Below are 20,505 nucleotides of genomic sequence, written 5' to 3'. Positions count from 1 at the left end.
CCCCTTCAGGCTTCGAGGCCGGGGCGGGCTGCGGCAACAAAAGAGCGTACCCGCGCCAGTTCGACCGGGTTCCACCAGACGCCACCCTCCTTGAGTGAAGAAGCGACGATAACACCGCTGGTCCGTTTGAGGATCTCGACGATGTTGCCTTCATTGACACCCGAGCCGACAAGCAGCGGCAGATGTGTCGCTGCACCGATTTCCTCGATCTCCTCCAGGGATGCACTGTTGCCGGTGCGCTGTCCCGTTGCGATGACGCCGTCGGCATCGAAGAAGGCAAGGTCGCGCGTCAGTTCATCGATGCTGCGATCCGCCGTGATGGCATGGGCTCCGTGTTTGACGTGGCTGTCGGCGAAAACCTTGATATGCTCTGCCCTCAGCAGCGAGCGGTAGCGCATCGCCTCGGCCGCGCGCCCTTCCATAAAGCCCTCATTGGCCACATAGGCATTGGCCCATTGGTTGACGCGGATGAACTTTGCCCCGCCCGCCTTGGCGATGGCGAAGGCCGGGATGGGAGCATTCGCCAGCACGTTGATGCCGACAGGCACACCGGCGGTGCGAACGATGCGGTCGGTCACCACGCTCATGAAGGCTGACGTTTCGGGCCCGATATCATCTGGCTTGGAGAAGGGCACGTCTCCGTGGTTTTCGACGATCAGGCCGTGCATGCCGCCTTCGATGAGGCGCTCGGCATCGCGCATGCAGGCATCATAGATGGCGTCCATGCTCGCGTTGCGATAACGCGGCGCTCCCGGAAACGCCGGGCAATGGATCATGCCGATCAGCGCCTTGCTGCGACCGAAAATTTCCTGGATAGCATTGGCCGCGTTGTCGGATATGGTCTGCATTTCAGTCCCTTTCGAAAGTTCTCCATGCGCGCCTTTGTTATCGGCAATATCGCACTTGATGAAACCTATTCCATTGCCGCACTGCCTCAGGCAGGCGCTTCAATCTTCGGCGAGCAGGCCTCGCGCAGTCTCGGTGGCAAAGGCTGCAACCAGGCCATTGTTCTTGCACGGTGCGGCGTCGAAACCACCTTGGTCGCCGCCGTCGGCACGGATGACCGCGCCATTGCGATCGGTAAATCGCTCACCCGCGAGCATCTGACACCAAAGCTCATTCCCGTTGATAGCGCCACCAGCGATATTTCCATCATTCTGACGACCCCTGACGGTGAAAACTCGATCATCACCACCCGGTCCGCAGCCGCAGCGCTTGATAGAGACGCAGCCCTGGACGCACTTGGCGACACTGTCTCCGGCGACCTCGTCATCCTGCAGGGCAATCTCTCGGAAGAGACAACCCTCGTCATCCTCAATGCGGCGAGATCGAAGGGGCTGACGACGGCCTTCAATCCTTCACCGCTGCAGCCGTGGTTTGCAAGCATTCTGCCGCTCATCGACATCGCCGTCCTCAATCGCATCGAGGCAGAGGCGCTGACCGGTGAGAGCGGCGCCGGGGCGGGCGCTTTTCTGCTGCGTGCCGGCGTCGGCCTCGTCATCATCACACTCGGCGGACAGGGCTGCGTGCTCGTGTCTGCCAATGGTGCAATCGAGGTCGCGGCAGCGCCCGCTACAATCGTCGATACCACGGGTGCCGGCGATTGCTTTACGGGTGTTGCGCTTGCCTCCGCCATACGTCGCGGCGTCGCTATCGATGCGCGCGCGCTGGAGGATGCTTCGAGAGCGGCAGCCATCACCGTCGGCCGCCGTGGCACGCAGGATGCCTTTCCCAGCCATGAGGAGATGATGGCCATTCTGCGGGCCTGAGCCTGTCGATCACGGCTTTTCCGTCAGCCAGCCGAGAATGTTCTTCCACAGGCGCCCGTACCCATCCCATTCGCAGAAGGCGGGTGAGAGCCAGTGCGGACCAATATCGGACGTCCATGCTGCCGTTCGGCCCTGGCCAAAACCTCCGGTCACGAGCAGCGGATGGGAGCCCTGATCTTCCGGCAGCCGGGCAACCACTTCGACATCGGTGCGATCACGCACCTCGACCTCGTTGACACCGAGCAGGAGCGGCCACTCGCCGGAAAGGCCTGCGACGGTCGGATGGTCTGGTTTCAGAATATCGGCTGTCGAGCCTTCCGGAATTTCCACGCGGTCGTCCCATGGAAGGCAGGTAACGGGAAGCGTATCTTCCACCGGCGTGCGGCGCCAGCGCGCCTTGCCGTCGATGCCCTGGAAGGAGAAATAGCCACCAACCATCAGCAGGCCGCCACCCTTTTCCACCCATGCCTTGATGAGCTTCAACCGGTTCGGCACGGTTTTCGAGTGCAGCCAGACGGCCGGCGGCAACAGGAGCGAGTTCGAACCGATATCCGAGAGGATGATGGCGTCATAGGCATCGAGCCCTGCCATCTCGAAGGGAAACTTCTCCACCGCATCATGGGCAGTCATATAAGTCAGCTCGTATTCGCTGCCCTCGAGTGCCTTCACCAGCGGCTCTGCGCCCAGGTGAAAGGTGACGCTGCCAAATTGATCGAAGCCCTTGTAGTGGGTGGCGGAACTGACCCAGCTTTCACCGACGAGAAGCACTTTTTTTGTCATGATCTTTCCGTTTCCATAGGTTCGTCAGGTCTTCGCCTGGAAGACCGAGCGCGGATTATCCCGCATAAGGGTTTGAAGAGTGACGTCGTCGAGCCCATGCCGTTTCAGGCGCGGCAGGAAGTGCTTGAGAATATAGGCGTAGCCATTGCCGCCATATCGCGTCAGCATCATTTTCAGGAAGACGTCGTGGGAAAGCAGAATGCGGTCGAGGTAACCGCCTTCCACCAGCGTGACGATAGAACGGGCAGCGTCCTCGTCGCTGGGGCACTGCACCTGCTGGTCGGCATAGAAAAAATCCATGCCGATCATGTCATATTCGATAAAGGCGCCGCGGCCTGCAAGTTCGCTCTGGTAGGCAATGTCGGCATGGGACGGGTTCATGTGGCAAAGAACGGTATGGTTCAGATCCGCACCTTCCTCCGCGACGACGTCGAGAACCCGGTGTCCCAGCCGAAGCCATCCCGGCAGATGAACCATCAGGGGCAGGCCGGTGCGCACATGCGCCTGCGCAGCCCCGCGAAGGGACTTTTCCTCCGCAGCCGTGAAATCCGCCGATACCCCAATTTCGCCTATCAGACCGATGCGGACATCGGTGCCATCGACGCCGTGTCGCGCCTCCTGCACGATCTCGTCGGCGATGGCATCGACCGTCAGCCCGGCCACCTTTTCGGGGTGGGAGGACGCAAGGTAATAACCCGCTCCCATGACGATGTTGAGCCCGGTCGCTTGTGAAATCCGTCGCATCGCCAGCGGATTTCTGCCGATACCCTGGCAGGTCGGCTCCACAACCGTCTGTCCACCGGCAGCGACGAAATCCTTCAGTTCCGCAATCGCCAGCGGTTCGTCATCCAGCGTGATATTGTGCTTGTTGACGAAGGGATCCTGGCGTAGCTCGCCGATGATTTCCATGCAGACGAAACCTTCGGCAAGATATTGCCTCTCCGCTGTCTTGGGGGCGTTCCACCAGCAACGGCAATCGTTGAGGATGTGCTCGTGCATCAGCGTGACGCCGAGTTGATCCGTAGCGATCGGGCCACGCACGGTCATGATCTTTCCCGACCGGATATGTCCTTCAGACAGTTCCGTGGTCATCGCATCAGCCCTTTCTCTTCACGCCAAGGCGGAAGTTCGCGGTGAAGATGCGTGTGTTGAGCCAGATTGCGGCAAGGATGATGGCGCCCGTCACGATCTGGGTGAAGAAGGGAGAGATGTGCATGAGGATAAGACCGTTGCCGATAACGGCGATGGTCATGGTGCCCAGTACCGTGCCAAGAATGGTGCCGCGTCCGCCCATCAGCGACGTGCCGCCCAGAACCACGGCCGCCACCACCTGAAGCTCGAACCCGACTGCCGCATTCGACGATCCTGACCCCAGCCGCGCCGCAATCATGAGCCCGGCAATGGCTGAAGCCACGCCTGCGGCCAGATAGACCGAGGCGAGAATCCATTTGGCGGGCATTCCCACGCGGCGCGCCGCTTCCGGATTGGAGCCGACCGCGACGACACGACGACCATAGCGGGTGCTCGAAAGAACGATATAGGCGATCACGGTAACGACGACGCCGATCAGGGCAGGGACGGGCATACCGAGAAAATCACCCCTGCCGAGGTAAAAGAACCCCGGCGCATCCGGTATCGGAACGGAATATCCCTGTGTGATGTAGAGGGCGACACCGCGCAGGATGGAGAGACCGGCAAGCGTGACGATGAAGGCCGGAATACCTTGATAGGCAATGAACCAGCCCTGCACCAGGCCAAGCCCGCCGCCGAGCACCAGCATGGCAACGACAACCAGCGGCCAGGGGTAACCGGCCGCGAGCAGGATGGCGCCAACGGCGTTGATCAGGGCGACCATCGAGCCGACAGACAGATCGATACCGCCCGTGATGATGACGAATGTCATCGCGACGGAGACGATCAGGATCGGTGCGGCCTGACGGACGACGTTCAGAAGATTGCCGGCCGTCAGAAACGTATCCGTGGTCACGGAGAAGAACACCATGCAGAGGGCAAAAAAGGCTGCGATGGAAAGCACCTGTGCATTCTCGGCGAAGAAATCCGAGAGCGGCGAGCCTTTGGCGCGTTCGGTATAGACGGTCAATGACGTTGCCCTCCCACGATCAGCCGCACGAGATCCTCGAGGCTGGTGTCGTTGATCTGGCGCTCCGCCACCTTGGTGCCCTCATACATGACGGCGATGCGGTCGCAGACACGGAAGAGATCCTGAAGGCGGTGGGTGATGAGGATGACTGACACGCCCTTTGCCTTGACTCGATTGATAAGCGAGAGCACGGCTTCCACTTCAGCCACGGCAAGCGCCGATGTCGGCTCGTCCATGATCAGAACCTTCGGATTGAAGGAGGCCGCCCGCGCAATGGCAATTGCCTGCCGCTGGCCACCGGACAGTTTCTCCACCTTGGAGGTGAGACGCGGAATGCGGATTTCCAGCGCATCCAGCATCTTGCGGGCTTCCGAAAGCATGGTTGGCCGGTCGAGAAACGGACCCTTGGTAATCTCGCGCCCGAGAAAGAGATTACCCACGACATCGATATGGTCGCAGAGGCTGAGGTCCTGGAAAACCATCTCGATGTTGCGGTTGCGGGCATCGGCAGGGCCTGAAAAGCGAATGGCTTCGCCTTCCATGGTGATCGTGCCGTCGTCCGGGATGTAGGTTCCGGAGATCACCTTGGTGAGGGTTGATTTACCGGCCGCATTGTCCCCGACGAGGCCGAGGCATTCGCCGGGAAAGATATCGAGATCGACGCCGCGTAGCGCCTGATGCGAGCCGAATGTCTTGCGGATATTACGCAGTGAGATACGCGCTTCACGATCGGGCTGCCGGGAGAGAACATCTCCCCCGGCGCCGTCGACAGCGCCTGTGGGCTGTCCGGCGGCAATCATTTGAAAACCGCGCGGTAAGGTTCGACATTGGCCTTGGTGACGATGGTGACCGGCACGGCGATGGTCTTTTCGACGGTGCCGCCATCGGCGACCGTCTTGAGCGCCTTGACTGCGGCTGCACCCATCTCGGCAGGATCCTGCTGGATGACGCCTGCGACATAACCCGCATCAATGCCGGTGATCGCCTGTTTGGTCAGATCCCAGCCAAACACCTTGATGTCTTTCTGCTTGCTCTGGCTTTCAACGGCGGCAACCGCTCCGAGAAGAGCCGGCTCACCCGTGGCATAAATTGCCGTCATATCTGGATTGCCGGTGATCAGGTTTTCCGCTGCCGACAGTGCAGTGTCCTGAACGTTCTGGCCATCGACGACACCAGCCGTCGTGATACCGGTCTTGTCCTTGATCGTGTCTTCAAAACCCTTCTGGCGGATGTTCTGGATGAAGGAGTTCAGCGCACCAACGACGCCGATCTTGGCCTTGCCGCCCATATCGGACTTCACGTAGTCGAGGAAAAATTTTCCCATGTCGGCGCCGGCTTTGCCGTTATCCACGCCGATCTGCGCCTTCTGCGGACCCTCCGGCAGGATGGCGTCAATCGCGACGACGGGAATATTGGCGGCGGCGGCCTGTTTTACGGCCGGCATGATGCCGTTGACATCGATGGCGACCACGGCGATGCCGTCAACCTTCTGCTGGATGTAGGTTTCGATGGCGCTGTTCTGGGCTGCGGGATCGTTGTTGGCGTTAAAGATCACCAGCTTGACGCCGGCTTCCTTAGCGGCCTTTTCCGCTCCTTCGTTCATCTGGTTGAAAAACAGCGCCTGCTGGTTGATCTGCACCAGGGCAATGGTCTTTTCGGCAGCCTGGACCAGACCAGCGGATAAAGTCGCGCCGGCAAGGACGGTTGCGGCGAGAGCGGCGGAGAAATATCGACGTTTGAAATTTGGCATTATCGTTCTTCCTCTGTTGGTTTCGTTGCTTTTTATTTGATCGCGGGCGGCGCAACGGATTCACGCACGACGATTTCGACGGGTAGCAGCTCCTCCGACAGCGGTGGAGCGCCCTCATCCCAGTTGGTTTCAAGCAGAAGCGACAAAGCGCGTTGGCCGATTGCACTGACCGGCTGGCGAATGGCGGTGAGCGGCGGGGCAAACAGATGCAGCGGCCCGACGTCGTCGAAACCGATCATCGAGACATCCTGCGGGATACGCACGCCTTCAGACCGCAGCACTTCGACGAAACCGATGGCGATTTCGTCCGAACTCGCAAATACCGCCGTCGCCGGCCGGCCCTCGTCAAGAAACCTGCGAGCAGCGGCCCTGCCGAATTCCACGGTGTAGGCGCCACAATATCTTGTAATCGAAAGCTCTGCCTCGCACTTTCGTTCGGCAAGGGCGGATGTCATTCCGCGAAAACGGCGTTCGGTACTGATCATGTCCTCCGGGCCGCCGACATAAAGAACCCGGCTGTGTCCATGCTCTGCCAGATGCGCGCCTGCCAGGCGGCCGCCCTGTTCATTGTCGCAGAAGAGTTTTGGAACGGTTGCGCCGGGAACGTCTTCATCGACGACCACGACCTTGCCGGTGGTATTGATCAGTTCCGCCAGTTCATCGGTATTGGGATGGTTGGTGATGAAGACGAGACCATCGACGTGATTGCGGGCGAGCAATCTCAGATACGACAATTCGCGGCCCTTGCGGTTCAGCGTCGCAAACAGCGACAGGGCAAGGCCGCGCCTGTCGGCTTCTTCTTCCACGGCCGCGACCAGCATTCCGAAAAACGGGTTGCCAATGTCGGGAACGACCAGGCCGATCGTATCCGAGCGGCCCCGGCTCAAGCGCCGGGCGTGGGGATTGGGAACGTAATTGAGCTCACGAATGGCGGTCTCGATCCGCGTCTTCGTTTCCGAGGGCAGCTCCAGCGTGCCGTTCAACAGACGCGATACGGTCGCGACGGAAACCCCTGCCGCCTGGGCAACATCTTTGAGACTGGTCGCATGGTTACGCGCCATTGAACTTCCGCTTTCTGTTCCACTCAATCCGGGCCTTCTCGACCTCTACCGGCTTTGTAAAGCGATTTACTAAACCGGTTTACAAGGAAATGTAAAAACGCTGGGCTGTCAATGTCATTTTTCGAGATTTGCGTTCTACCGTCGGAAACCCAGCGCCTGCCGGCTGACGGCAAGCCTCTTCTCCGGAGACCGCAGCCAGCGGGAAGCGGCGAAATAAATCGCGATTAATGCCTTCGATTCACATGGAATCGGACGATACCCATTTGTTCCGGCCGGTCTGTTTGGCGCTTAACAACGCGGCGTCCGCCCTTTCCAGGACGCTGCTCACGGTCCCTGCGCCCGGTGCGGTTGCGATGCCGATGGATATGGTTACCGGGTCGAGCAGGCGGCCTCTGTAGGTGAAGGGCGCCCGTTCTACGGCGTGCCGGAGTTTCTCCGCAAGCTTGGTCGCATCCTCAATGCCTGCATCTGGCATCAGCACGGTGAATTCCTCGCCGCCGAACCGAAACAGCGTACCCTGATCGCTGGTCGCCTCGGAAAGCACCTGGGCGACATATTGCATCACCGCATCACCGGCATCATGGCCGAAGCGATCATTGAAGCGCTTGAAATGGTCGATGTCCAGCATCAGACAGGCAAGCGAACCGGTTGGCTTCTCAATGTGCCGGTTCAACGCCTCGTCAAGTGACCGGCGGTTTAGCAGGCCGGTCAAGGCGTCCTGCCTTGCCATGCCAACCAGCCGCTGACGGAGCTGGAGGTTTGCGACGGCAAGGCCGATATTTTCGGCAAGGAGTTCCAGATACAGACGCTCTGTCTCCAGCGTGTCGGTCTTCTTTGGAATTTCGAGATAAAGCAAGCCGACGGTTTCGCCCAAAGCCGTCAGCGGTATGCACAGGCCGGTTCCGAAACTCCCCTGAAGGTGATGGCAGACGACATCGTCGCCGTCCTGGTTGCTGACGTGGGGACGTCCACGACGCAGAGCCCAGCAATCGTCGATCAAAAATTCCGGGGCGGAGAACGAAGGGTCGGACCATTGTCCGGTCGATTGGAGAAGCGAACTGTTTTCCTTGAGCACAAGCAGGCGGCCGGCAATAGCGGGGAAAATCTGCGGCATGAATTTCGAAACGACGTCGGACAGTTCGTCCTGATTCTGACATGCCTGAATGCGATGCATCATCTGCAGGATCAGATCCTTGATGCGCTGGTTCCGGCGGTGTTCTGCGTCAAGCCGATCCCTTTCCAGCCCGTTGCTGCGGAAAATCCTGATCGCCTGGTTCATTTCCCCAATCTCGTCCCGACGTCCTTCGTCGGGCACGTCGATACTGTAGTCCTGCCGCGCAAGGCGCATGACGATATTGCTCATCCTGATGAGCGGTGCCGCAACGCGTCTGCTGAGGACGAAATAGAGCACGGCCAGAAACATCAACGCGGTCAGGGCGAGCATCACCTTGGCGATCGATCCGTAGAAATCGCTTCGGCTTTTGGCCTGGTCCACAGTTGCCTGCGTGCGGGTCGCAAGTGTTTCTCTCAGCGTCTCGACGGTATCCAGCAGGCCCCTGTGCAGTCGGTAATACTCATCGCCGAACAAGACCTGTTGTGCTTCGCTCTGGCGGCTGGAGCGATAAAAACCGATGGCCTCGCGCTCCATCCTGTCGAGGACGTCGGCGCTTTTTCTTATTTCCTCGAAGGATGTCGCCTCTTGCGGCGAAACACCGTGTGCAGCGAGTTTATCCAAGGTGTTTTCGAGGTGCTTTTCCTGATCTTCGTCGACGTAGAATTTTGCAAGATGCTGCTCGTCGCCGCGCATGACGTAAAGTCGCGCTTCCTCGGTGCGCTCATCCGCGATGATTGCCAGTTCCTCGGCAAGATCGCTGATGTCGAGATGATCCTGGATTGCCGCCCTCTCTTGAGAGGCGCTTCTGGCTGACAGAATGAAAGTGGTCGCCGATACCGTCGTGAGTATCAGGGTCACAGCATAGGCCAGGTTCGTGATGGTACTAAGTCGCATGATGGCGCCGTCTGCTTGCCGCGTGGTCGTACAAACCTCAGCGGCGGGTCCAATTCCAGAGTCTCGTTGTTCTAGGACATATCGTCAAACGGGAAATCAGCAAGCGGTTAACCATCGATTTGATCTGTCGCGGCGAAACCAGAAAGTCGCGGATCTGGAGGCCTATGAAAAGCTCTGCGCAACACCGGCACTATATTTCATGCGGCATCACGAAACCGTGAAACCTTTCAACGCATCGTTCGTTTAGCGCCCATGAGTGACAAAGACGCAGGACCGAAACCGGTCGTTGGTGCCGACGAGACTGGCACCCAAACCGCATCTCAACAGGATGCTCCTGACACCGATGAGCCGCCTCCGCCGGAGGAGATGGAACCCGCTTCGGACTTGACCCCGGAGCAGGCGGAAGAGGTTCGCAGGAAATACCTGCTGAAACGCTTCTGGATCAGCGCTCGCGGCTTCTGGAGCCGGCGCGGCGATGCGTTGGCATGGCCGTTCACGCTCGGACTATTGGTGATGATCGGTATAAATGTCGGCTTTCAGTATGGCATCAATATCTGGAATCGCGGCATTTTCGACGCTATCGAGAAGCGGGACGCGTCGACGGTTTATTTTCTCGCCTCGATTTTCCCCCCGCTGGTCCTCGGTAGCGTCTTCATCGTCACCTCACAGGTTTATGTGAGAATGCGTATTCAGCGGCGCTGGCGTTCCTGGCTCACGAAGGCACTCGTTGGCAGGTGGATTGCAAATGGCCGTTATTATCAGCTGAACCTGATTGATGGTGACCACCAAAATCCCGAAGCACGGCTCTCGGAGGATATGCGGATTGCGACGGAAGCACCGGTGGACTTTGTGTCCGGTGTCATCGCGGCCTTCGTGTCTGCCTCCACCTTCATCGTTGTCCTGTGGACGATCGGCGGCGCGTTGACTGTTTCGATCGGCGGGGCCGGCGTCACGATCCCCGGCTTCCTTGTCATTGCGGCAGTGATCTATGCCGCCATTACCTCCACGTCCATCGCCTTCATCGCGCGCAATTTCGTCAAGGTTTCCGAAGTCAAAAACCAGGTCGAGGCGGAATTCCGCTATACGCTCACGCGCGTCAGGGAAAATGGTGAGAGTATCGCCCTGCTTGGCGGCGAGGAGGAAGAACGAAGCGATCTCGACAAGAGGTTCGGCAATGTCCGACGGCAATGGCGTCTCATGGCGCAACAGTACATGCGAACGACGGTCGTCTCGAACGGCTCGATGCTGATCGCGCCCGTCGTACCGCTTCTCCTGTGCGCACCCAAGTTTCTCGATGGAAGCATGTCGCTTGGTCAGGTCATGCAGGCCGCTTCCGCTTTCACGATTGTCCAGTCCGCGTTTGGCTGGCTGGTCGACAACTATCCGCGTCTCGCCGACTGGAATGCCTGCGCCCGGCGTGTTGCCTCGCTGATGATGTCGCTCGATGGCCTCGAACGGGCTGAAAAAAGCGATACGGTCGGCAGGATAGTGCGCGGCGAGACGGAAGGGGAGACAATACTCAGTCTCAAGGATGTTTCCGTTTCTCTGGGTGACGGCACGGCGGTCGTCAAGGAGACGGACGTCGAAATCGGCGCCGGAGAGAGAGTGCTGGTGGCTGGAGAATCCGGCTCCGGCAAGAGCACGCTGGTGCGGGCCATCTCCGGTCTCTGGCCCTGGGGTGGGGGAAGCGTCAACTTCCGCGCCGACAGTAGATTGTTCATGCTGCCGCAACGGCCATATATTCCGGCCGGTACGCTTCGTCGCGCTGTCTGTTATCCGCAGCCCGCCGAAAGCTGGACGTCCGAAGAGATTGGCGCTGCGCTCGACAAGGTCGGTCTTGGTCAGCTCAAGGAAAAAATCGAGGACGAGGCGCCCTGGGACCAAACATTGTCCGGCGGAGAAAAACAGCGGCTGACCTTCGCGCGCCTGTTGCTGAACGCTCCCGATATCATCGTCATGGACGAGGCGACGGCAGCTCTTGACGAGAAAAGTCAGGATAAGATGATGCAGACGGTGATCGAAGAACTTCCCGATGCAACGATTATCAGCGTGGCGCACCGTGCCGAACTGGAAGCGTTCCACAGCCGCAAAATCACGCTGGAGCGCCGGGATGGCGGGGCGAAGCTGGTCAGCGACATCGAACTCATTCCACGGAAGGCAAGAGCGGGCTCGATGCTTCGTAGAATGGTCAAGCGTAAGAATGGATCGAAGCGGTAGCTGACCTCGTTTTGTCGGAGGTACGGTGCGGCAAGGGATGTCCAAGAGGTGCGCTGCTCTCCGAGGCTTGGAAGCCTGAGGTAGGCGGGCAGCACAATCGTCGTGCCGCAACGGTGTGGATGCCGGCAAGAATCGGACTATCGCAAGGTGTTGGAGTTTTTGGAGGCCGCCTTGCCGGACAGGGCGTCAGTATCCGCCATTTGCATATTCCTGTGCGTTCCTGGCGGGAGTGGATTTTGATTTTGACCTTTACCCCGTCAGCGCGCAGGAACCGACGAATATTCACGCCTTGGCCGATATCGCAGTCAGTTCCTCGAGGTCGAGATCATGCTCAAGCTCTCTGAGCGTTTCGTCATCGATCTGTCCCTCACGACGTAGACGTATGAGTTCCTTCCTGCCGGCGGCAACGGCCTTGAGCACGACATCAAAATGAGCATGCAGAAGCGGTGAGTATTTTTCGGTGCTTTCAGCGTATTTCACACTGGCCGCGAGTCGATGTTCATACCTCTTGAGGAGTTGCGGATGGATGAGTTCGCCGTTTTCGTCGTATGCAAGACCTTGAACAGTCGTGAATTGCACCTGGGCCATGGATGCTTCGGCCTCACTCATCGTCATCGGCGCGCGTTCCGGTTCTATCCCTCCAAGCCCCGCCCATGCGATGATCCGTCCGAGCGTTGTCCCCTGTATGAGAACGGTTCCCATGATGACGGCGAAAGCCATGACCAGAATGAAATCGCGACCAGGAAAATCTTCCGGAAGGCTCAGGGCAAGAGCCAGCGTAACAACACCGCGCATGCCAGCCCAACCGAGTGCGGTAACCGCTCCTGGTCCAAGAGGCTTCGAGTGGGCGAGTTTCAGGCCGTGAAACAACCTGATGACCAAGTCGGATGCGAATATCCACACGAACCGTGCCGCTACCAGCGTGACAAGGACGGCAAGTGCAGGCAATGCCATTGAACTGGCTATCGAGCCAAAGCCGCCGCCGCGTTCAACGACATCGCGGAGGGATAATCCGATGAGAATGAACACCATGGCCTCCATCAGGAAGACCAGGACATTCCAGAAGGACGTGCCGCGCATTCGTGTTGCGGCAGATAACACGGTGTGCTGATGCCAGGACGCAATCAATCCCGCGGTAACAGTTGCAATCACACCTGATGTCTGAGCCTGCTCTGCCAAAATATACGCGGCCCAGGACAGGACAGCGGTCGCGGCAATCATCAAATATTCGTCGCCCAGATGGCGAACGGTTTTTACCCACAGGAGACCAACGAACGCGCCCACTGCGGCGCCACCGACGGCCAGGAAGAAGAATTCACCAAGGGCATCCACCGTGCTGAAAACCCCACCCGCTGCGGCGGCGACAGCAAAACGAAAAAGCACAAGCCCGCTGGCATCGTTCAAAAGGCTTTCTCCCTCCAACAGAATCTGGAGGCGTCTGGGTATCCTGATCCTCTCCAGCACGGCCCTTGCCGAGACCGCGTCAGGAGGGGAGACAATAGCGCCGAGGGCCGCGCAGGCAGCCCATGGCAATGAGGGCATCAGAAAGTGCACGACAACTGCGACGATGACGGTTGTGAACAGCACTGCACCGATTGCCAGAGACGCAATTCCGAAGACGTGTCGTTTCAAACGGTCAACAGAGATGGACCACGCGCCATCCAGCAGCAGCGGCGGCAAGAAGATCACCAACACCAACTCCGGATTGACGGAGATTGTCGGCAGCCCAGGCACGAAGGCCAAGGTTCCCCCGCCTGCGAGCAGCGCCACGGAAGGGGGCAGTCCCAAGCGATGCGCAATATAATGCAGCACGATAATGGCAAGAAACATCGCAATCACGAGTTCGAAGAGATGCGTGCCGTCCATATGTGTCCCCAATCCAGCTTGGACCGACATCAAATGACGAGTTCTGGGAAAAAGCAACGGCACTTCCATACCGACTTGAGGCGCTAACGCGCTTGCAGTCTGGAAATTGACCTACCCGGCGGCAGGCCTTTGCGACGGCATGCCGTCGCCCCCATAAGTTGCATATGCGAAATGGCGAAGCCAGGGTGTGTTTTCCAAGCACGCCATTTAAAAGGCAATTCTAATATGAAACGATTGAAATTTCGTCTTTCAAATTCTCTTCGATGAATTTTCGCGTCCCCAAAATCGTCAGATGCCTATTTGTTGGTCAAAATTGGAAAATTAGTTAATGCAATTTTTACTATGTTGCGGCGCACAAGAACTTCATTCACCATTTCAATACTGCGGGAGGAACGGTTTCTCAACAACAGAGGAGTTGATTTCATGCTGTTCCGCAATAAGCCTGACGCAAAATATAAAGGCGCATCCGTAAGATTAGCCTCCTATACTGTTCTCGGTGTGGTGGCGACGGTGTTTTCTTCTTCCGTGTTTCCGCCTGTATTCACCTCTCAAACGAGCCGTGCTCTGATCAATGCCCCCATTATTCCCTTGACGACGCCGATCAGCGGCGTTGTGAAAACATCGAACGACAGGGGCGGTGCCACCATCGAGAACGACAAGGTGGACAATACAACGCTGATCGGCCTGAAGGTTCAACTGGCGGCGCTTGACAATGAGATGCGCCAGAAGAACTCGATCGTTTCGGACTATGCCTCGCGGATCGACGACCTGAACAGGGATCTTTCCAGCCAGCAGGCGGCTTTGCTGCTGCGGACAGAGTCCGATCTCGAGGCTGCAGAGGCGGCCTTGCAGATGGTTACCTATTCCACGCGGATCGCAAAAGCCGAAGCGGCTCGCAAACAAAAACTCGTCGACAAGGGCGTTTTTCAAGGCATAAGCGAAGACATCGCCGATACGATACAACTTGAAGATACAAAACTGAAGGCGGCGCGTGTCGCTGTCAACAAGCTGAACAAGGACATGACCTTCGCGCGGCAGGGGATTTATATTGGATCCGATCTGCAATCGCTGCAGAACCTCCAGCAGGAAATCCGCACCAGAACGGCTGACCTGATGCAGGTGCGGATGCAGATGACCACACTTGAAACACGGAGAAGCGAACTCGAGACCCTGGCAACGACTGAGGCCTCGCGCATCGACAGGTTGACGCATGCAGATCTCGCCATTCCGCCGGGAACGACGCTCTACAAGCCTGTGGCTGCGACCGGGCGGGAAGTTGTCGCCGGTGACACGCTTGCAGAGGCACTCGATTGCCGCAACGCGTTTGTTGTCGCTATCTTCTCCGAGCGCCAGGCGCAGGCACTCTCCGTTGGCTCGCGTGTCAAGGTCGATGCGGGGAGCTGGGCCCAGGAGAGCAGTGGCACGGTGGAAAGGTTGGTGCCGCGCACAACTGAACGGGTGGATCTTGATTACGCTGTCCCATTTCCGCCAACAGAGAGACGCGAACTTTATGCGTTCATCCGCATGGATGGTACCGATCAGCCCGATCTTTCGCATCAGAAATCCTGCTCGGTCGGCACATGGGTCAATGTGACCCTGCCAAACGAATGGCTGGACAGGACGCGAAACTACGTTCACGAAGCGTCCGCTGATCTCCTCCAATATGCGAAGAACTCCGCGAAGGAGATTCCGTCTGTCACGCAGGCAGCCATGGCGCTCCTTGAATCGTCGCGGAACAGGATCTTCGCCTATATGGGAATGGAACAGCCGCGCCAGGGACGGCTGCCGGAGCTTGCAGCGCCGAACCGTCAACTGGATGACACAAGGCATGCCGCGAACGGGCCCGTTCCCCAGACCAAGATTTCGCGAACTCAATCCTGACACCCGCATGGATTGGGCGAGCCCTGCGGGTTCACTCCTATACCCGCAGGGCAGTTCTTCTTTTTCAAAGATGATGTTCAGATGCGCGCCCGGAACCCGACGCGCAGCCGACCAACTGCGAGGTTAGGGCGATGTATTTCAGTGCTGAAGGTGACGTTCAGTCGGTGCTTTATGTGAACCTGACGATTGCGATTGGGGCGATCCTGTTTGCCCTTCTCGCTGATCCCAGAAAGATGGTCGACAGGTTGGCCTTCAGCATCATCATGTTGCTATCGCTTGGTGTCTATATCGTATGGCGGGCAACGGATACCTTGCCGCCGCTGGAATTCTCCCTCGAAACGCTCTGGTGCTACACCTATTTCACCTTCGAGCTGATCTCGGTGCTTTACGCCATGGGGTCCATCCTCATACTTCTTCGCCGGACCGACTGGTCAGCCGTTGCCGATCAGGGAGAGGCATATCTTGCAGGCAACCCGCATGCGCCGCTCGTCGATGTGTTTATCTGCACTTACAACGAGCCGCTGAACGTTCTCGAAAAATCCATCATCGCCGCGCAGGCGATGGATTATCCTCGACTGCGCGTCTTCGTCTGTGACGACACACGTCGCGCAGAGGTAAGAACCTATTGCGAAGCCGTGGGCGTGAACTACGTCACACGTCCCGACAACAAGCACGCCAAGGCAGGCAATCTCAACAATGCGCTGCTCCACACCAATGCGCTGGAAGAGGTTTCCGACTTCATCATGGTCCTCGATGCGGATTTTGCCCCCCAGGCAAACTTCCTGCGGCGCGTGACGGGTCTCTTTTCGGACCCGAAGGTGGCTGTCGTCCAGACGCCTCAATTCTATTTCAACAGTGATCCAATTCAGCACAATCTCGGTATCGACAAGAGCTTCGTGGACGACCAGCGGGTCTTCTTCGACGTCTTCCAGCCGGCCAAGGATGCCGTTGGTTGCGCTTTTTGCGTCGGCACCAGCTTCGTCGTACGCCGCGCCGCGGTAAATGGTATTGGCGGTTTCCCTTCGGATGCGCTTTCCGAAGACATGCTGCTGACATATCGCCTGATGGAAAGGGGATATGTCACGCGCTGGCTGAATGAGAAGTTGAGCGTTGGATTGTCGGCGGAAGGTGTACCCGAATACATCACCCAGCGCACCCGCTGGTGTCTCGGCACGATCCAGATCGGGCTTTTGCGGACCGGACCTCTCTGGCGTGGAAATTTTACGCTGACGCAGCGGCTGCACTATCTGCATGGACTTTTCTGCTGGCTGTCGAAGCCGTTTATCCTGTGCCTGCTGCTTGCACCGTCCATCTATTGGCTGACGGGTGTATCGGCGCTGCAGGCCGATGAGCTGATGTTCATGAAGCTCGGCCTGTCATCTCTTGCGCTTTTCTGGACCTATTCCACCTGGATATCCGGCAAGAGGACGCTTCCTCTCTTCACCGAAGTCACCCACGCCCTGACCGCCGTACCCATTACCATCACGCTTTTTCAGGCAATCCGTAAACCGTTCGGGCGCCCGTTCAAAGTCACCGAAAAGGGAGGAGACCGATCCCAGGTCCGTGTCCACCTCCCGACGGCGATTTTTTTCGCTTTCGTGACCCTGTCTTCGGCCGTCTCCATCGTGCTGGCTGTCTATGGTCTGGATGCTCCGTCCGAGCTGTCCTCGCGGGACTGCCTCAATCTGATCTGGTCCGCCGTCGCGATGGTGATCGCATTCACCAGCTTCATTTGCTGCATTGAATTGCCGCGTTTCGGCAAGGAGGAAATGATCGGAGTGGATTTTCGCGGGCAGTTGCGGTCCGCATCCTCGACGAGACCGGTGCGTATCACCGGCCTCTCAACCGAAAACATCACACTGGCTGCGGTTCCGTCTTCCAGCGATGTAACGGATGTTTTCGTACCGGAGGCGGGGTGGATGCGGATCAGCCCTGCGGAGCACGCGCAGAACTCCGGAAAGTTCGATATTCATCCAAGCGACGAGCAGCGCCGGTCCATTTTGCGCCTGTTGTTTCGCAAGGCTCCTGAAAATGTCGCGGAACAGGGCGACCTGATGAAATCCATGCGGATTCTTCTCGCACGGGCATTCGGGTGAATGGACCCGTAGGAATTTGCAACAGCGCGAAAGGGTTCGTCGGGATGAGCATCCGAAACATGATCGCGACGCTTTTGATGGTTTTCGCGATGACGTCTACGGCGGCGGCCGGGAAAATAGCGGATCGTACTGGTCTCGCGGCAAAGCTGTGTGACGGCCTTGCGGGCAGGATGGACCAATCAACCGCACCGTTTTTGCTCCGCAGCTTCGAGCCGGGTCCGTCACAGAAGCCGCTCGATCCGGCGCTGTCAAATACGGCTTTCACCTATGATAATGCGCTTGCCTCGATTGCGCTTTTCGCCTGTGGAAAGGATGACAAGGCGCTGAGGATCGTCGAGGCTCTGCGTTATGCGCTTGGGCACGACCGGACCTATCGCGATGGGCGGGTGCGGAATGCCTACCGTGCCGGTGCTGTCGATGTGTATCAGGGCTCCATGCTCCTGCCGGGTTTCTGGAACGAGGGCCGCAAGGCTTGGATGGAGGACGACTATCAGGTCGGAAGCGCTACCGGAAATCTTGCCTGGGCAGCACTGGCGTTTCTCGCCGCTTTTGATCGTTCGGGAGATAAATCCTATCTCTCGGCTGCGTCGTCACTCATCGAGTGGATCAACCAGAATACCGTTGGAACAGGCGGTCTCGGTTTTACGGGCGGGACGTTCGGGCAGGATGCCCAACCAATACATCTCGACTGGAAATCGACGGAGCATAATCTTGACGTCTTTGCCGCTGCAGCCTGGCTGAGCGAGATCGACCAGGCGAAGGACTGGCGATCCGTGCAGGACCGGGCGTTGTCTTTTCTCAATGCCATGTGGAACGATGGTGAGGGTCGTTTTTACGTCGGCAGTTTGCCCGGTGGCGACACGCCAAACACCAGCCAGTCCGGCATTGATTCCGAACTTTGGCCGATCATGGCCGTGCCGAAATTCCGCGCGCGCGCGGACCATGTTCTCGATTGGGTCGATCGTCATTATGCCGTTGATGGCGGTTTTGATTTCAACGACGACCGGGATGGCATATGGCTGGAAGGCACGGCGCAGGCTGCACTGGCGTTCGAGATTGCGGGGCATCGCGCTCGCTCGGACGCGCTTCTTGATACGATTGGAGCGGAATTGTCGCCGGAGAGCCTTGTCTATGCCACGTCGGGTCCGGAATTAACGACGGGTTTGAAAATAGGCCCGGACTCCACATCCGCAGATTTCAAATATTTCCGGTTACCTCACGTCGGCGCGACGGCATGGGGGATACTCGCTGCGAAAGGCTGGAATCCGTTCGTCAGGAGGGGAGTTTCAAGGATGCACGAGGCAGAATAATGCCGGAACGCTGTAACGGAGTTTGATCTTTCGATTATCTGGGGGCGTTCGCGCAAAAAAAACCCTCCGTCAGGAGGGCTGCAATAGTGCGGACCTTACGCGCTTGTAAGGAGGGGGCGGAGGGGAACAGTTCGCCCGCTTATCAAATGCGCGGGACGTAAAACGGTTCCGCTTCCAATCCGGTTTCATATGCCTGCCGCTATTTTGGGATAGCTCGAACCGTGGCAGCGTCGATTTCCCGCCTTGCCTGTTGCGATGCGTTTCGGAAGCCGAGCCGGCACAGGCCGGTTTGAATCTCCTGCGCGTTCATGAACAAATCCCAGATAAGTCCGCTTCGATGGTTCTCCATCATGGCAACAACAGGGCCCTGGTTGATGGCGAGATGTGTTTTGGAGACCCAGCCGGTTGTCGGCTCGAAGGAATCCATGAGTCCAAAGCGACCCACCAGCGCGCCGCCATGCCATTGCAGAAAGCGCTCGGCCGCCTGTTTTGATCGGAGCGGCAGAAAAGGCATGCTGGAGAGTGCAGCCGTCGTCGCAATGATACCGTGATCATCCGTCGGAGAGTTGACAACATACCCTTTCGGCCCATCGCAGGCGGACAGACCCCATCCGTCTTCAGGCGCGTAGCGAGTGCTGCAATAGCGATAGTTGATCAGACTATGCGCATGCACCTGTTCGAGATAATCGCTGCAATAGACATCCCCCAGACCGCGCGGATCGAGCGTGCAGAACGAGTAATGCGACAGAAAAAGCGGGCCTCCAAAGGGCTCGCCAAGCGGCAGTCGGACGCCAAGATAGGTCGTGCCGTTCGTGATTTCCCCATTTCGCGCCCAGCCGGCGTGATAGGATGCCGGGTCTATCGCGTCAGCAGTTGATCCTGCCGCCAGCACGTAACTGACGAGAGCCTCATTCCAGCCGACGATAGGAAGGTTCTTCGCCCAGCCGTATCGGGGGCTCCAGTGCCAGAAGAGCGGTCCGCGTTTTCCCTGTGTGAACCAGGCCCACTCCACCGTCTCGACGATGTCGGCGACGGATCGGCGTAGATCGATTTCATCGGCTGTCTGCCTGTCGAAGAACTCCCGGGCGCAAATCAGCCCCTGAACGAGGAGAGCCGTCTCGACGAGGTCCCCGCCATCATCGAACTTCGCGAAGGGAATTGTCTTTCCGCCAGCCGTCTGGATGAAATGGGGAAAGGCACCGTGAAATCGTTTTACCGCGCCGAGCGATCGCAACATGCGGTTTGCCCGATCGGCGCCCTCCTGCCTCGTTATCCACGCGCGATGAACGCCGACGACAAGCGCGAGAAACCCGAAGCCCACTCCCGATATGGAGGTGATCTCGTGGATTGGCAGACCGTCGGAACGCATGCGATCCCTCGGAAGTCCGCTTTCCGGATGGCTGCCGGACCAGAAATAGTCGAAGGCACTGTGATGCAAGCCATCAAGTTGAGCAGAAAATTCGTCTGACACTTCCAACCTCGGTGATCTGCTGCAACCTGGCGCGGATCCAGAGCAAGGCTTATCCGACTCGCCCGCTTATTCCAAATCCCTGAGCGGAACGTCCGAAAGCCTTGGTCGAACGACCTCACGGAGCATGTGACAAGCGCTTCGCTCTAAAATTTGACACGCCTGCGGTCGTCGGCGGCACAATAGCAAACAGTTGGC

15 protein-coding genes are annotated in these 20,505 nt (G+C 58.3%); 5 read left to right on the top strand and 10 right to left on the bottom strand.

Annotated features, from left to right (window positions below):
• Nucleotides 1-5: 5 nt before the first annotated feature.
• Complete coding sequence (locus ATU_RS14130; protein ID WP_010972729.1) at nucleotides 6-848, bottom strand: BtpA/SgcQ family protein; 843 nt, start codon at nucleotides 846-848, stop codon at nucleotides 6-8.
• 24 nt (nucleotides 849-872) lie between these two features.
• On the opposite strand from ATU_RS14130, the gene ATU_RS14125 reads away from it, so the two are divergent.
• Nucleotides 873-1,769, top strand: a complete 897-nt coding sequence (locus ATU_RS14125) for a ribokinase (RefSeq protein ID WP_010972728.1) — start codon at nucleotides 873-875, stop codon at nucleotides 1,767-1,769.
• Between the two features lie 9 nt (nucleotides 1,770-1,778).
• On the opposite strand, the gene ATU_RS14120 is transcribed toward ATU_RS14125, so the two are convergent.
• From ATU_RS14120 to ATU_RS14090, 7 genes are all read right to left on the bottom strand, one after another.
• Nucleotides 1,779-2,549 (bottom strand): glutamine amidotransferase, encoded by a 771-nt coding sequence (locus tag ATU_RS14120; RefSeq protein ID WP_010972727.1) that lies wholly within the window; start codon nucleotides 2,547-2,549, stop codon nucleotides 1,779-1,781.
• 24 nt (nucleotides 2,550-2,573) lie between these two features.
• Nucleotides 2,574-3,641: a phosphotriesterase family protein gene (locus tag ATU_RS14115; protein WP_010972726.1), complete on the bottom strand. Its 1,068-nt coding sequence runs from the start codon at nucleotides 3,639-3,641 to the stop codon at nucleotides 2,574-2,576.
• A 4-nt stretch (nucleotides 3,642-3,645) separates the two neighbouring features.
• Nucleotides 3,646-4,650: an ABC transporter permease gene (locus ATU_RS14110; protein ID WP_010972725.1), complete on the bottom strand. Its 1,005-nt coding sequence runs from the start codon at nucleotides 4,648-4,650 to the stop codon at nucleotides 3,646-3,648.
• Nucleotides 4,647-5,450, bottom strand: a complete 804-nt coding sequence (locus ATU_RS14105; protein ID WP_006311955.1) for an ATP-binding cassette domain-containing protein — start codon at nucleotides 5,448-5,450, stop codon at nucleotides 4,647-4,649. Before ATU_RS14105 ends, ATU_RS14110 begins: the two co-directional genes overlap by 4 nt.
• On the bottom strand, nucleotides 5,447-6,400 hold the full coding sequence (locus tag ATU_RS14100; RefSeq protein WP_010972724.1) for an ABC transporter substrate-binding protein: 954 nt from the start codon (nucleotides 6,398-6,400) through the stop codon (nucleotides 5,447-5,449). Before ATU_RS14100 ends, ATU_RS14105 begins: the two co-directional genes overlap by 4 nt.
• Nucleotides 6,401-6,432: 32 nt before the next feature.
• Entirely contained in the window at nucleotides 6,433-7,461 is a 1,029-nt protein-coding gene (locus ATU_RS14095; RefSeq protein WP_006311957.1) for a LacI family DNA-binding transcriptional regulator, read from the bottom strand.
• 238 nt (nucleotides 7,462-7,699) lie between these two features.
• Complete coding sequence (locus tag ATU_RS14090; RefSeq protein WP_010972723.1) at nucleotides 7,700-9,469, bottom strand: diguanylate cyclase; 1,770 nt, start codon at nucleotides 9,467-9,469, stop codon at nucleotides 7,700-7,702.
• A 252-nt stretch (nucleotides 9,470-9,721) separates the two neighbouring features.
• Here ATU_RS14090 and ATU_RS14085 point away from each other — a divergent pair, with 252 nt between their 5' ends.
• Nucleotides 9,722-11,686 (top strand): ABC transporter ATP-binding protein/permease, encoded by a 1,965-nt coding sequence (locus ATU_RS14085; protein WP_010972722.1) that lies wholly within the window; start codon nucleotides 9,722-9,724, stop codon nucleotides 11,684-11,686.
• 282 nt (nucleotides 11,687-11,968) lie between these two features.
• On the opposite strand, the gene ATU_RS14080 is transcribed toward ATU_RS14085, so the two are convergent.
• Nucleotides 11,969-13,552: a Na+/H+ antiporter gene (locus ATU_RS14080; RefSeq protein ID WP_006311961.1), complete on the bottom strand. Its 1,584-nt coding sequence runs from the start codon at nucleotides 13,550-13,552 to the stop codon at nucleotides 11,969-11,971.
• Between the two features lie 300 nt (nucleotides 13,553-13,852).
• On the opposite strand from ATU_RS14080, the gene ATU_RS14075 reads away from it, so the two are divergent.
• The 3 genes from ATU_RS14075 to ATU_RS14065 all read left to right on the top strand — a co-directional run bounded on the left by ATU_RS14075 (nucleotide 13,853) and on the right by ATU_RS14065 (nucleotide 18,839).
• A complete protein-coding gene (locus tag ATU_RS14075; RefSeq protein WP_230060536.1) occupies nucleotides 13,853-15,433 on the top strand; it encodes an HlyD family secretion protein in 1,581 nt (526 codons plus the stop codon).
• A gap of 131 nt (nucleotides 15,434-15,564) precedes the next feature.
• Nucleotides 15,565-17,529 (top strand): glycosyltransferase family 2 protein, encoded by a 1,965-nt coding sequence (locus tag ATU_RS14070; RefSeq protein WP_010972720.1) that lies wholly within the window; start codon nucleotides 15,565-15,567, stop codon nucleotides 17,527-17,529.
• A gap of 44 nt (nucleotides 17,530-17,573) precedes the next feature.
• Nucleotides 17,574-18,839: a hypothetical protein gene (locus ATU_RS14065; RefSeq protein ID WP_010972719.1), complete on the top strand. Its 1,266-nt coding sequence runs from the start codon at nucleotides 17,574-17,576 to the stop codon at nucleotides 18,837-18,839.
• Nucleotides 18,840-19,038: 199 nt separating this feature from the next.
• On the opposite strand, the gene ATU_RS14060 is transcribed toward ATU_RS14065, so the two are convergent.
• Nucleotides 19,039-20,208 (bottom strand): glucoamylase family protein, encoded by a 1,170-nt coding sequence (locus ATU_RS14060; RefSeq protein ID WP_010972718.1) that lies wholly within the window; start codon nucleotides 20,206-20,208, stop codon nucleotides 19,039-19,041.
• Nucleotides 20,209-20,505 lie beyond the last annotated feature (297 nt).

It is taken from the genome of Agrobacterium fabrum str. C58 (assembly GCF_000092025.1).
Lineage (GTDB): Bacteria > Pseudomonadota > Alphaproteobacteria > Rhizobiales > Rhizobiaceae > Agrobacterium > Agrobacterium fabrum.
This window is presented reverse-complemented; position numbering and strand designations above follow the sequence as displayed.